This is a genomic window from Pseudomonas sp. TMW22090, from assembly GCF_022496665.1.
Lineage (GTDB): Bacteria > Pseudomonadota > Gammaproteobacteria > Pseudomonadales > Pseudomonadaceae > Aquipseudomonas > Aquipseudomonas gregormendelii.
This window is the reverse complement of record NZ_SCFH01000011.1, coordinates 1-13,955: the sequence shown is the minus strand read 5'-3', so window position 1 is coordinate 13,955 and position 13,955 is coordinate 1. Positions and strand designations below refer to the sequence as shown.

Genomic DNA, 13,955 nt, shown 5'->3' with positions numbered 1-13,955 from the left:
GCAGATTACTCAAGGTTAGCCCAGCGATTTAAAGCCGCTGATCTGCGCAATTTCTGCATATTTCCGAGTGCCGATACCTGGTCGGTTACTTGGTCGGTTACTTAGTCGGTTACTTAGCCGGTACCGGGTCAGTAATGGGTGAGCCACTGCCACACATTCACGCCCCGTCATGCCCATCACTGAACTGCAACGCCGCCAACCGTGCATACAGCGCATTCCCCGCGATCAGCTCCTGATGCGTCCCCACGGCGACCAATTTGCCCTGATCCATCACCGCGATGCGGTCGGCGTTTTTCACCGTGGCCAGGCGGTGGGCGATGACCAGGGTGGTGCGGTTTTTCATCAGGCTGGGCAGCGCTTGCTGGATCAGGTGTTCGCTCTGGGCATCGAGGGCGCTGGTGGCTTCGTCGAGCAACAGGATGGGGGCGTCCACCAGCAGCGCGCGGGCGATGGCCAGGCGTTGGCGCTGGCCGCCGGACAAGCCCAGGCCGCCGTCGCCGAGGTGGGTCTGGTAGCCGTCGGGCATCTGTTCGATGAAGTCGTGGGCATAGGCGATTTTCGCCGCTTCCTGCACCTGGGCCAGGGTGGCGTCCGGCCGGCCATAGCGGATGTTCTCTTCAACGCTGCCGAAAAACAGCGCCGGGTTCTGCGAGACCAGCGCGAAACAGCGGCGCAGGTCCAGGGGGTCGAGCTGGGTCAGTGGCACGCCGTCGAGCAGGATGCGCCCGGCGATGGGGTCGTAGAAGCGCAGCAGCAGGTCATACACCGTCGACTTGCCAGCCCCCGAAGGCCCGACCAGGGCCAGGGTTTCGCCGGCATGGATGGTCAGGCTCAGGCCATCGACCGCGTAGCTGTCCGGCCGCGAGGGGTAGGAAAAACGCACATCCTCCAGCACCAGATCGCCGGCGACCCGCTCGGGCAAGGTCACCAGCCCCGAGGTCGGCGCCTGGATGATGTTCTGCGAACGTAACAACTCGGCAATGCGCTCGGCGGCGCCAGCGGCGCGTTGCAATTCGCCAATCACTTCGCTCAAGGTGCCGAACGCGCTGCCGACGATCAGGCTGTAAAAAACGAAAGCCGCCAGCTCGCCCGCGGAAATCCGCCCGGCAATCACGTCCATGCCGCCCACCCACAACATCACGCCCACCGCCCCCAGCACCAGCACGATCACCAGGGTAATCAGCCAGGCGCGCTGGAAGATCCGCTTGCGCGCGGTCTCGAACGCCTGCTCCACAGTCACGGCAAACCGTTGCTCGTCCTGCACCTGATGGTTATAGGCCTGCACGGTCTTGATCTGGCCCAGGGTTTCGGACACGTAGCTGCCGATGTCGGCGATGCGGTCCTGGCTCATGCGCGACAGGCTGCGCACCCGGCGACCGAAGATCAGGATCGGCGCAATCACCAGCGGCAAGGCGACCACCACGATGCTGGTGAGCTTGGGGTTGGTGATGAACAGCAGGATCACACCGCCGATCACCATCAACAAATTACGCAGGAACAACGACAGCGAAGAGCCGATCACCGATTGCAGCAAAGTGGTGTCGGCCGTCAGGCGCGACTGGATCTCGGAGCTGCGGTTGTCCTCATAAAAACCGGGATGCAGGTAGACGAGGTGGTTGAACACCTGCCGGCGAATGTCGGCGACCACCCGCTCGCCGATCCACGACACCAGGTAAAAACGCGCAAAGGTGCCGACCGCCAAGCCCCCAACCAGCAACATGAACAGGCCGATGGATTGATTGAGCAGATGCGGTGACTGGGTCATGAACCCCTGATCCACCAGCAGTCGAATGCCCTGCCCCATGGACAGGGTGATGCCCGCCGTGGCAATCAACGCCAACAACGCGCCGAGCGCTGGCCAGCGGTACGGTGCGAGAAAACGGCTGGTCAGGCGAATGGCACGGCGGTGACGGGCAGAAAGCATCGAAAACATCCAGGTGCGCCACGGCGCGGTGGTTTGAAGGGAACTTGTGTAAATCACAATGAGTCAGGTTAATTATGACCGCAAGGCCTAGGCGCTAGACGCTATTGGTCTAAAGTCCGGGTGGCAACCCTGCGTTATTTCTGGTGGACTGTCGATGCCGTCCAGGAAAGACCGCAGGGAACTGTCACAGCCCGGTCACCAGGCGGTTTTATAGTAAGCACACAACCTGATGAGGAGACAGGCCATGTCCTTGCAACACAGCAGCGAAGACAAGATTGAAGTGATTCGTACACAGCCCGGCCAGTCTCTGGGTTGCTCGATTATCGACGAGCAAGGGCGCGAAGTGCCAATCACTGAAGACATGATCCAGGACGCTTGCCGCGACCTGGAGAAGCGATTGGTCGAGCCTGCCAAACAAGATTGATATAGCCCGTCTTCTTTGACCCGGCCCTTATGGCCGGGTTTTTTATGGGTGCTGTTTGAGGTGGGTGGTGTGGCTATCGCGGGCAAGCCCGCTCCCACAGGTCCCGCGGCAATTTTGAAAGCGCATTAACCCTGTGGGAGCGGGCTTGCCCGCGATGGGGCCAATACGGTCGTCAGAGTGCCGCAGCCCCCAACGCCGCCACGATCTTATGCAACTCCACCGACTCCCCCTCAACCCGCACCTGCAGCCCATCAATCTCCCGGCGCAACGGGTAATGCTTGCGCAGCGCATCAAACGCCGCACGCTGCTCGCTCACACTGCCAACAAGGCTGCGACGGAAATCCGCATCATCACGGCGTGGGTCGTACACCCCGCGGCACAACATCGCCAGCGCCCAGGCCGGGTCGGTCTGGGCGTTGAGGGTGACCTGAGCCAACCAGGGCGCCGGCAGCAGCTCACTCAGGCTGACCGTCGCCGGCTGCCCAAGGAAATCGCAAAACGCCTGATAGATCTGCGCCGTGCCGCGTTGCTTGCCATCGAGGCTGTAGCCGGCAATGTGCGGCGTCGCCAACACGCACAGATCCGCCAGCGCCACATCCACCTCAGGCTCACCCTCCCAGACATCCAGCACCGCCTGCAGGTCTTCGCGCTGCAGCAGCACGTTGCGCAAGGCGGCGTTGTCGACCACCGGGCCGCGGCTGGCGTTGATCAGCCAGGTGCCGGGTTTGAGCTGGTTCAGGCGATCGCGGTCGAACAGGTGCCAGGTGGACTGCGCGCCGTGTTTTTTCAGGGGGGTGTGCAGGCTGATGACATCGCAGCGCTCGATGATCTGCTCCAGGCTGACAAAATCACCGCCCTCAGCGCTCTGGCGCGGCGGGTCGCAGACCAGCACGTTCCAGCCCAGGCCCTTCAGCACTTCAACCAGGCGACCGCCCACTTCACCGGCCCCCACCACGCCATAAGTGCGCTGCTTGAGGTCCGCGCCTTCGATCTCGGCCAGGGTCAACAGGCTGCCCAGCACATAGTCGACCACGCCCCGGGCGTTGCAGCCGGGAGCGCTCGACCAACTGATGCCGGCTTGCTGGAAGTAGTCCAGGTCAAGGTGATCGGTGCCGATGGTGCAGGTGCCGACAAACCGCACCTTGCTGCCTTCGAGCAAAGCGCGGTTGACGTTGGTCACGGAGCGCACCAGCAACACGTCGGCCTGTTCAACCGTGGCGCGATCAATCGACCGCCCCGGCACCCGGCGGATCTCACCGAAGGATTCGAAAAAGGCATCGAGTAGCGGGATATTTTCGTCGGCAACGATCAGCATGGTGGGCTCCTTTGGGGGATCGGCAGTGTAGGCGCAGAAGCCACCCATCGCCTAGTACCGATCCCCGCCTACCCGTAGGGGTGCCGAAGGCTGCGATCTTTTGACGTTGATCCCAGGACATTCAAACCACCCACCCCGGTAGGAGCTGCCGAAGGCTGCGATCTTTTGATCGTGATCTTGATCTTTCAAGGTTGCTGAAGATCAAGATCAAAAGATCGCAGCCTTCGGCAGCTCCTACGGGGGACCGGGGTGGGATGAGGGAACGGTTTTTGTGCAATTACAAATCCCCAACATAGCTATTTTCCTGACCACTGCGTCAACGCGTAGAATGCCCCGCCTCGCGCATCAATACCTTTGGACGTTACGCCTTGAATTCCGCCACTGACCACGCCTCTACCACCCCCCTCTCCCGCCCGGCCCGGGTGCGTCTGGAACTGAAAAACCTGCTGGGCCTGGCCCTGCCGATCATGATCGCGCAGCTGGCCACCACGGCGATGGGTTTCGTCGACGCCGTGATGGCCGGACGGGTCGGGCCGCGGGATCTGGCGGCGGTGGCCCTGGGTAACTCGATCTGGGTCCCGGTGTTCCTGCTGATGACCGGCACCCTGCTCGCCACCACCCCGAAAGTCGCCCAACGCTTTGGCGCCGGCACCCACAGCGAAATCGGCCCGATCGTACGCCAGGCGCTGTGGCTCGCATTGGTCGTAGGTTTGATGGCCACCGGCATGCTGCTCAGCGCCGAGCCGATCCTGCACCTGATGAACGTCGACCCCGAACTCATCGGCCCCTGCATGCAATACCTGCACGGCATTGCCAGCGGCCTGCCTGCGGTTGCGCTCTACCACGTGCTGCGCTGCTTCAGCGACGGCCTTGGGCGCACCCGTCCGGCCATGGTCCTGGGCTTGTGCGGCCTGGCGCTGAACATCCCGCTCAACTACATCTTCATCTATGGCCACTTCGGCGTACCGGCCATGGGCGGTGTTGGCTGCGGCTGGGCCACGGCGATCGTGATGTGGGTGATGGCCCTGGGCATGGCCGGCTGGGAACGCTGGGCGCCGGTTTATCAGTCGAGCCAGTTGTTCAGCCGTTTTGACTGGCCGCAGTGGTCGGTGATCAAGCGCCTGCTCTCCATCGGCCTGCCAATCGGCATTGCGGTGTTTGCCGAGTCGAGCATCTTCGCCGTGATCGCCCTGCTGATCGGCAGCCTCGGCGCGACCGTCGTGGCCGGGCACCAGATCGCCCTTAACTTCAGCTCTCTGGTGTTCATGATCCCCTACTCCCTGGGCATGGCCGTCACCGTACGCGTCGGCCAGGCGCTGGGGCGCGAGCAACCGCGGGAAGCCCGGTTCGCCGCCGGCGTCGGCATGGGCACCGCGCTGGCGTATGCGTGCATTTCGGCGAGCATGATGCTGTTGCTGCGCGAGCAGATCGCGACCATCTACACCTCGGACCCGACGGTGATTCATGTCGCGGCGATGCTGATCGTGTATTCGGCGCTGTTCCAGTTCTCCGACGCGATCCAGGTCACCGCAGCCGGCGCCCTGCGCGGTTATCAGGACACCCGCGTCACGATGATCCTGACCCTGTTCGCCTACTGGGGCATTGGTTTGCCCGTGGGCTATGCGCTAGGCCTCACTGACTGGTTCGGCGAACCAAGCGGCCCGAGCGGGCTATGGCAAGGCCTGATCGTCGGCCTGAGCTGCGCCGCACTGATGCTCTCCATCCGCCTGACCCGCAGCGCCCGCCGCCGCATCCGCATCACCCTGTAGGAGCCTGGCTTGCCAGCGATGACGGTGTCACATTCACCATCGCCATCGCTGGCAAGCCAGCTCCCACAGATTTGTGGTGTTGCACAACCCAACAAACACCCGCGCGCCCTGTGGGAGCCTGGCTTGCCAGCGATGACGGTGCCACGTTCACCATCGCTATCGCTGGCAAGCCAGCTCCCACAGGTTTGTAGCGTTGCACAACCCAACAAACACCCGCGCGCCCTGTGGGAGCCTGGCTTGCCAGCGATGACGGTGCCACATTCACCATCGCTATCGCTGGCAAGCCAGCTCCCACAGATTTGTGGTGTTGCACAACCCAACAAACACCCGCGCGCCCTGTGGGAGCCTGGCTTGCCAGCGATGGCGGTGCCACATTCACCATCGCTGGCAAGCCAGCTCCCACAGATTTGTGGTGTTGCACAACCCAATAAACACCCGCGCGCCCTGTGGGAGCCTGGCTTGCCAGCGATGGCGGTGCCACATTCACCATCGCCATCGCTGGCAAGCCAGCTCCCACAAGGTGCTCATCCAGGCTTAAGCGAGTTTCTTGCGGATCCAGTAGAGGTAGGTCCCCGCCTCTTCATGCTGGCCGACCAGTTCATGGTCGAGGAACACACAAAACTTGGGAATGTCACGGCGGGTCGACGGGTCGGTGGCAATCACCTTGAGCAGACCACCAGGCACCAGGTCACGGATGTGCTGGTGCAACATCATCACCGGCTCCGGGCAGTTGAGGCCGGTGGCGTCGAGGGTGCCGTCGACCGGCGTATCAAGCATTTCACTCATGATTCACTCCTGAAACTGGCCGACATTGTCGCGCAATGTCGGGTGTTCGGTCATCTGTGGCATAACACGCTCTCCCTGTAGGAGCTGCCGAAGGCTGCGATCTTTTGATCGTGATCTTTATCTTTCAAGGTTGCTGAAGATCAAGATCAAAAGATCGCAGCCTTCGGCAGCTCCTACGAGGACGGCGGTCTTTTGGGCTTTTAAGGCTGGTGAAGATCAAGATCAAAAGATCGCAGCCTTCGGCAGCTCCTACGGGGGTGTGGGGTTAGCGGGATTTGGGCTTCTTTACATCAATCCTGCGCAAATGACAGGTCACCTCTTCCCGGTCGTGATACAGCTGCTTGCAGCCAATCTCCACCCGAATCCCCCGCGCCTTGAACCCCTCGGCAATCCGCTCCAGCAAGCGCTTCACCTCGGCATAGCGCTGCTTCATCGGCAACTTCAGGTTCACCACCGCCTCACGGCAATGCCCTTCGCCAATCCACTCCTCCAGCATCGCCGCATTGCGCGCGGGCTTCTCGACGATGTCACACACCATCCAGTCCACCGGCTGCTTGGGCTTGAAGGTAAAACCATCGGCCATCAAATGCTGCACCAACCCGGTTTCCATCAGGCTTTCCGCCATCGGCCCGTTATCGATCGCCGTCACCAGCATGCCGCGGTTCACCAACTGCCAGGTCCAGCCGCCCGGCGCCGCACCCAGGTCCACACCGGTCATGTCACTGTGCAAACGCTCATCCCACTGATCCCGCGGGATAAAGTGGTGCCACGCCTCCTCCAGCTTCAACGTCGAACGACTCGGCGCCTCGCGGGGGAACTTCAACCGTGGAATACCCATCGGCCACATCGCCGAATTGTTCGACTCCGCCAACCCCATGAACACTTCGCGGCCACTCTTGAACGTCAGCAGCAACCGCGGTTTGAGCGGGTCTTCCACCAACTTGCCCGCCGCCATCAGCGCCTTGCGCAAATGCACTTCGAACTTCTTGCAGAAATTCGACAGCTCCTTGCCATCGTTGGTATCAACCATCTCCAGCCACAAACTGCCACACAGCGGAAAGTCAGCCATGTGCGCCAGGATCACACTGATACGATCCGTTTCCGGCAGCTCGATAAACATCCCGCGAGCCCACTGGCGCGGGAAAATCAAATCGGCAAACCGCTGCCCGCGCATCAGGCGCTCGGCGCCGTCTTCCTCGGTGCAGATAAACTCGGCAAAGGCGCTGGCAGTCTTGGCCTTGGCATAACCGGCCACGTTCAAACGGGCCGCATGCTCGGAAATCTCGGAGCAGACTTCGCCTTCGAAGCCCGGCCGGCAATGCATAAAGAGGGTGTTCATTATTACTCCTGGGCAGATGACGAGGAATTCAGCCACTGCGCGATGCCCAGGCTTGCGTTGAAGCAAAGCCTGTCACGAAAACCGGCGCATGATAGCCGAGTTCGGAACCTTGGACCTGTCCATAGAGTCCAGTTATTAGCGTTAAGCCGCAAACAGGACTAGGTTAAGACCTCAGTTCGTCCCCTCAGTCCGTAGCCGTGCGGATCAAAAGGAGTGATCGTAATGCCGTCCCTCGATAGCCTGAAAACCCTCAAAACCCTGCAAATCGACGACAAGACCTACCATTATTTCAGTCTGCCCGACGCCGCCAAGAGCCTCGGCGACCTCGATAAACTGCCCATGTCGTTAAAAGTGCTGCTGGAGAACCTGCTGCGCTGGGAAGATGAAAAAACCGTCACCGGCGCCGACCTCAAGGCCATTGCCGCCTGGCTCAAGGAGCGCCGCTCCGATCGGGAAATCCAGTACCGCCCCGCCCGCGTACTGATGCAGGACTTTACCGGCGTCCCCGCCGTGGTCGACCTGGCCGCCATGCGCGCCGCCATGGCCAAGGCCGGCGGTGACCCGCAACGCATCAACCCGCTATCCCCCGTGGACCTGGTCATCGACCACTCGGTGATGGTCGACAAATTCGGCAGCGCCGGCGCCTTCGAGCAGAACGTCGACATCGAAATGCAGCGCAACGGCGAACGCTACGCCTTCCTGCGCTGGGGCCAGAGCGCCTTCGACAACTTCAGCGTCGTGCCACCGGGCACCGGCATCTGCCACCAGGTCAACCTGGAGTACCTGGGGCGCACCGTCTGGACCAAAGATGAAGACGGCCGCACCTACGCCTTCCCCGACACCCTGGTCGGCACCGACTCCCACACCACCATGATCAACGGCCTGGGCGTACTCGGCTGGGGCGTCGGCGGCATTGAAGCGGAAGCGGCGATGCTCGGCCAACCGGTCTCCATGCTGATTCCGGAAGTCATCGGCTTCAAACTCACCGGCAAGCTCAAGGAAGGCATCACCGCCACCGACCTGGTGCTCACCGTCACCCAGATGCTGCGCAAGAAAGGCGTGGTCGGCAAATTCGTCGAATTCTACGGCGACGGCCTCGCCGACCTGCCCCTGGCCGACCGCGCGACCATCGCCAACATGGCCCCGGAATACGGCGCCACCTGCGGCTTCTTCCCGGTGGACGACGTCACTCTCGACTACCTGCGCCTCTCGGGCCGCCCGCCAGAAACCGTCAAGCTGGTCGAGGCCTACTGCAAAACCCAGGGCCTGTGGCGCCTGCCGGGCAAGGAACCGGCGTTCACCGACAGCCTGGCCCTGGACATGTCCAGCGTCGAAGCCAGCCTCGCCGGGCCAAAACGCCCGCAAGACCGCGTCTCGCTGCCCAACGTCGCCCAGGCGTTCAGCGACTTCATCGACTTGCAATTCAAACCCACCAGCAAGGAAGAAGGCCGCCTGGAAAGTGAAGGCGGCGGGGGCGTGGCCGTGGGCAATGCCGACCTGGTCGGCGAAACCGATTACGAATACGACGGCCACACCTATCGCCTGAAAAACGGCGCCGTGGTCATCGCCGCCATCACCTCCTGCACCAACACCTCCAACCCCAGCGTGATGATGGCCGCCGGCCTGGTGGCGAAAAAAGCCGTGGAAAAAGGCCTGACCCGCAAACCCTGGGTCAAAACCTCCCTGGCCCCCGGCTCGAAAGTCGTCACCGACTACTACAAGGCCGCAGGCCTGACCCAATACCTCGATCAACTCGGCTTCGCCCTGGTCGGCTACGGCTGCACCACCTGCATCGGCAACTCCGGCCCACTGCCGGAACCGATCGAAAAAGCCATTCAGAAAGCCGACCTCACCGTCGCCTCCGTTCTGTCCGGCAACCGCAACTTCGAAGGCCGCGTGCACCCGCTGGTGAAAACCAACTGGCTCGCCTCCCCGCCACTGGTCGTCGCCTACGCCCTGGCCGGCACCGTGCGCACCGACATCAGCAGCGAACCCCTGGGCAACGACCACGACGGCAACCCGGTCTACCTGCGCGACATCTGGCCCAGCACCCAGGAAATCGCCGATGCCGTCAACCAGGTCAACACCGCCATGTTCCACAAGGAATACGCCGAAGTGTTCGCCGGCGACGAACAATGGCAAGCCATCGAAGTGCCGCAAGCCGCCACCTACGTCTGGCAGGACGACTCCACCTACATCCAGCACCCACCGTTCTTCGACGACATCGGCGGCCCGCCCCCGGTGGTCAAGGATGTCGCTGGCGCCCGGGTCCTCGCCATGCTCGGCGACTCCGTCACCACCGACCACATCTCCCCCGCCGGCAACATCAAGGTCGACAGCCCCGCCGGCCAATACCTGCGCAGCAAAGGTGTGGATCCCCGGGACTTCAACTCCTACGGCTCGCGCCGCGGTAACCACGAAGTGATGATGCGCGGCACCTTCGCCAACATTCGCATCCGCAACGAAATGCTCGGCGGCGAAGAAGGCGGCAACACCATCTACATCCCCACCGGCGAAAAAGTCGCGATCTACGACGCCGCCATGCGCTACCAGGCCGCCGGCACCCCGCTAGTTGTCATCGCCGGCCAGGAATACGGCACCGGCTCCAGCCGCGACTGGGCCGCCAAAGGCACCAACCTGCTGGGCGTCAAAGCCGTCATCGCCGAAAGCTTCGAACGCATCCACCGCTCCAACCTGGTCGGCATGGGCGTACTGCCCCTGCAATTCAAACTCGACCAGAACCGCAAAAGCCTCAACCTCACCGGCAAGGAAACCCTCGACATCCTCGGCCTGACCGGCGTCGAACTCACGCCACGCATGAACCTGACCCTGGTCATCACCCGGGAAAACGGCAGCCGCGAGAAGGTCGATGTGCTGTGCCGGATTGATACGCTAAATGAGGTTGAGTACTTTAAATCGGGAGGGATTTTGCATTACGTGCTGCGCCAGTTGATTGCTTCGTAACTGCGGACGATGTTGGTGCTTCAGGCCCTGTTTCTTCGGTAACGGCGCCTGGAGCCCTTTCAACCAATGACTTGAATGCACTTGAACCACTGTGGGAGCCAGCCTGCTGGCGATGGCGCCCTCACAGCCAACCAATCTCCCACGACCAAACCCAATCCACTGTAGGTGCAAGCTTGCTCGCGATGGAGGTTAACGATATATCCCTGTGCTCAGTATTCGCGCTATTAAAAGCACCGGTGCTTGGGTCAGACCGCAGCTAGTACTCGGTGTCGTCTTCAATTTTGAAATGCAGGATCCGCAACCTTTCTGCCTAAATGCCCCACACTAAAGCGAGCTAACCTGAAACAAGGAAATGTTCATGCTCGTAATGCCCTGGCCATACCTGACACTCCTCACCGCCGGCTACGTCCTGGCGCTCACCTACGGTCAACTGTCCCTCCAGGCCAGCATCCCCATCACCCTGCTCCTGCTAGCCGGCTTCGCCGTCCAACCCCAAAACCACCGCTACGCCCGCTACCTAGGCCACAGCCTGTTCGTGCTCATCGCAATAGCCCTGGCCCTCCACTACCTGCCCGGCTTCCACAACGCCCAGGTTATCGAGCCCCAACGCTTCAGCGACAACGCCGTACCCTTCTCGATGTACCTCAACCTCGACAAACCCCTGCTCGGCTTCTGGCTCCTGCTCGCCTGCCCCTGGCTCATTGCCCAACGCGCCTTCAGCCCAACCCTGAAAACCAGCGCCATCGCCCTGACACTCACCGCAGTCGCCACCTTCACCTGCGCCTGGCTGCTGGGCATCATCGAATGGGCCCCCAAATGGCCCGACGTCGCGCGCATCTGGCTCCTCAACAACCTGCTATTAGTCACCCTGGTAGAAGAAGCCCTGTTCCGCGGCTATATACAGGGCGGCCTGAGCCAACGACTCAAACACCTGCCGTACGGCGAACACCTCGCCGTGTTACTTGCTGCAACAGTTTTCGGGTTGGCGCACTGGGGCGCAGGCTGGCAGTGGGTGTTGCTGGCAACCCTGGCCGGCATCGGCTACGGCCTGGCCTACCGCTTCGGCGGACTGGCCGCCGCCATCGCCACGCATTTCGGGTTAAACCTGCTGCACTTCGGGTTGTTCACCTACCCAATGCTGGCGGGATAGCCATCACGGCCAAGCAAACGTCCGTATGACAGAAAGTTCCTACAGAGCCTTGACCCTCCCCCCCTACGCCACTAGAGTGCACGCTTTTAAAATGGCCCCGGCAGCACTAGTGCACCGGAGAAGGCCGTACTGTTGCGCTGGAAAGGAATTCCATCCCCCTCCTCCTGCTGCCCGTGCGGTCACCACACTCGTTTCCGTAACCTGCGCAGCCCTATGTTCAATAAAATCCTGGTTGTATGCATCGGCAACATCTGCCGCAGCCCCACCGTAGAAGCCCTGCTTAAAAGCAAGCTGGCCCATCGCGGCATCGACGTAAGCTCCGCCGGCCTCGGCGCCCTCGTGGACAAATCCATGGACGCCACCGCGCTGGAAGTCCTGCGCGAGCACGGCGGCGACCTGCCAGACCATAAAGGTCGGCAATTGACTCGAGAAATGCTGCAACAGGCCGATGTAATACTGACCATGGAACAGCGCCACGTGGACAGCATCGCGCGAATGGCCCCGGAAGTACGCGGAAAGACGTTCCTGCTAGGCAAGTGGCAGAACAACCAGGAAATTCCCGACCCGTACCGCCAGCAGAAAGTCGCATTCGAACACGTCTACCAGTTGATGACGCAAGGCGTCGACAGCTGGTCGCAAAAATTATAATCACCTCTTGTAAAAGTACCCCGCATGCCAAGCCAAAACAGCCTACCTATTCAGGATCACCGCGAAGAAGATGATGAAATCGATCTTCTCGCGCTATTTGGTACACTGATCGATAGCAAGTGGATCATAATCGGCATTACCGCATTTTTCTGCGCAGTGGGCGTTGCTTACGCACTGCTTTCTACGCCGATCTACCAAGCAAACGCGCTTGTTCAGGTTGAAGAGAAAAAAGGTGGGATGGCGGCTCTTGGCGGCATGGGTGAAATGAGCGAAATGTTCGGTGGAACCTCACCGGCAGTGACGGAGATTGAGCTGCTCAAATCACGTGCCGTTTTGGGTAAAGCTGTAGAGAATCTTAAGCTCGACATTATCATTGAGCCTAACTACTTTCCGCTGATTGGCCACTTCCTCAGCCGACATTTTAACCCAAAGACCGAAGGAGAGTTAGCCACACCATTGTTTGGTATGAGCAGCTACACATGGGGTGGTGAAAAACTCGACATCTTTCAACTGGAAGTACCCGACTCTTACTTGGGTAAAGGCCTAACGCTACGCAGCGAAGGCAAAAATGCATTTACTTTGCTCAACGATGACGACGAAGTCCTTCTTAACGGTCAAGCAGGCGAGAAAATCGAGCAGAATGGCTTTAAGTTGCAAATTGCCGCACTCAAAGCTAATGCAGGCGCCCTCTTCGATGTGACCAAACAGCGCCGCCTCAACACCATCCTCCAGTACCAGGAGGATGTATCAGCAAGCGAACGCGGCAAGGAATCAGGCATAATCGCACTCTCACTTGAGAATGAAGATCCACAGCTAGCAAATAACGTGCTGGACGAAATCAACCGGCTCTATGTGCTGCAGAACGTTCAGCGCAACTCTGCTGAAGCGGCACAAAGTCTGGAGTTTCTGCGCACTCAGCTGCCCGACGTGCGCAAACAACTAGAGAAAGCTGAAGGCCAACTAAATGCGTACCAGACAAGTGCTCGCTCGGTAGATATCACTATTGAAACAAAAGCGGTACTCGATCAGATCGTGGCCTTGGAAACTCTCATTTCAGAACTTAAACTGAAACAAGCAGAAATGGAGCACCGCTTTACCCGGGAACACCCAGCTTATCAAGCCTTAATGACCCAAATGGGCCAGCTCGATCAGCAGAAACGGGCGCTGGAAAAGAAAGTAAAAAACCTTCCTGAGACTCAACAGGAGCTTCTGCGTCTCGCTCGGGACATGCAAGTAACCACCGAAATCTACACGCAGTTGCTGAATAAAACTCAAGAACTGGACATTGTTCGCGCCGGCACAGTCGGTAACGTACGGGTCATCGATTCAGCTGACGCTAATATCGAAAAGCCGGTCAAGCCAAAAAAACCGTTTATAGTGCTGATTGCCACGCTGCTCGGAGGTTTGATAGCTGTTGCTTATGTATTGATACGCAAAGCAATGAATCGCGGTGTTGAAGACCCAGAAGTGATCGAGCAGCTCGGGATACCTGTCTACGCTTCGATTCCGGAGGGTGTCCTAGATTTTGTGTAAACGGGATTTTTATTAAACCGTTAACAGCCGATCTTCGAACTGGATACTGAAGCGATTCAAGGCCGCTTTCCAGTCCCGGATCGGCATCGTCCACTTCTTGCTG

9 protein-coding genes and 1 pseudogene are annotated in these 13,955 nt (G+C 60.3%); 6 read left to right on the top strand and 4 right to left on the bottom strand.

The features are described 5' to 3' along the window. Positions 1-157: 157 nt before the first annotated feature. Positions 158-1,933, bottom strand: coding sequence for an ABC transporter transmembrane domain-containing protein (locus EQV97_RS25350; protein ID WP_240890282.1), 1,776 nt, complete (start codon positions 1,931-1,933; stop codon positions 158-160). Between the two features lie 235 nt (positions 1,934-2,168). Between EQV97_RS25350 and EQV97_RS25345 the strand changes: the two genes are divergently transcribed. Beyond that, a complete protein-coding gene (locus EQV97_RS25345) occupies positions 2,169-2,348 on the top strand; it encodes a PA1571 family protein (RefSeq protein ID WP_045062396.1) in 180 nt (59 codons plus the stop codon). A gap of 172 nt (positions 2,349-2,520) precedes the next feature. Here EQV97_RS25345 and pdxB read toward each other — a convergent pair whose 3' ends face one another. Continuing rightward, complete coding sequence (pdxB, locus tag EQV97_RS25340; protein ID WP_240890281.1) at positions 2,521-3,663, bottom strand: 4-phosphoerythronate dehydrogenase PdxB; 1,143 nt, start codon at positions 3,661-3,663, stop codon at positions 2,521-2,523. Between the two features lie 368 nt (positions 3,664-4,031). Here pdxB and EQV97_RS25335 point away from each other — a divergent pair, with 368 nt between their 5' ends. Then, positions 4,032-5,432, top strand: a complete 1,401-nt coding sequence (locus EQV97_RS25335; RefSeq protein ID WP_240890280.1) for an MATE family efflux transporter — start codon at positions 4,032-4,034, stop codon at positions 5,430-5,432. A gap of 534 nt (positions 5,433-5,966) precedes the next feature. Here EQV97_RS25335 and tusA read toward each other — a convergent pair. Both tusA and rlmM read right to left on the bottom strand, forming a co-directional pair. Beyond that, positions 5,967-6,218 (bottom strand): sulfurtransferase TusA, encoded by a 252-nt coding sequence (gene tusA / locus EQV97_RS25330; RefSeq protein ID WP_045062389.1) that lies wholly within the window; start codon positions 6,216-6,218, stop codon positions 5,967-5,969. 265 nt (positions 6,219-6,483) lie between these two features. After that, entirely contained in the window at positions 6,484-7,557 is a 1,074-nt protein-coding gene (gene rlmM, locus EQV97_RS25325) for a 23S rRNA (cytidine(2498)-2'-O)-methyltransferase RlmM (RefSeq protein ID WP_045062387.1), read from the bottom strand. 222 nt (positions 7,558-7,779) lie between these two features. On the opposite strand from rlmM, the gene acnA reads away from it, so the two are divergent. The 4 genes and pseudogenes from acnA to EQV97_RS25305 form a co-directional block, all read left to right on the top strand. Next, a complete protein-coding gene (gene acnA, locus EQV97_RS25320) occupies positions 7,780-10,521 on the top strand; it encodes an aconitate hydratase AcnA (protein WP_122838151.1) in 2,742 nt (913 codons plus the stop codon). A 358-nt stretch (positions 10,522-10,879) separates the two neighbouring features. Beyond that, positions 10,880-11,671, top strand: a complete 792-nt coding sequence (locus EQV97_RS25315) for a CPBP family intramembrane glutamic endopeptidase (protein ID WP_240890279.1) — start codon at positions 10,880-10,882, stop codon at positions 11,669-11,671. Positions 11,672-11,884: 213 nt separating this feature from the next. Beyond that, entirely contained in the window at positions 11,885-12,319 is a 435-nt protein-coding gene (locus tag EQV97_RS25310) for a low molecular weight protein-tyrosine-phosphatase (protein WP_122838149.1), read from the top strand. A 24-nt stretch (positions 12,320-12,343) separates the two neighbouring features. Next, positions 12,344-13,828: pseudogene (locus tag EQV97_RS25305) on the top strand (GNVR domain-containing protein); the annotation flags it as partial. Positions 13,829-13,955: the final 127 nt, after the last annotated feature.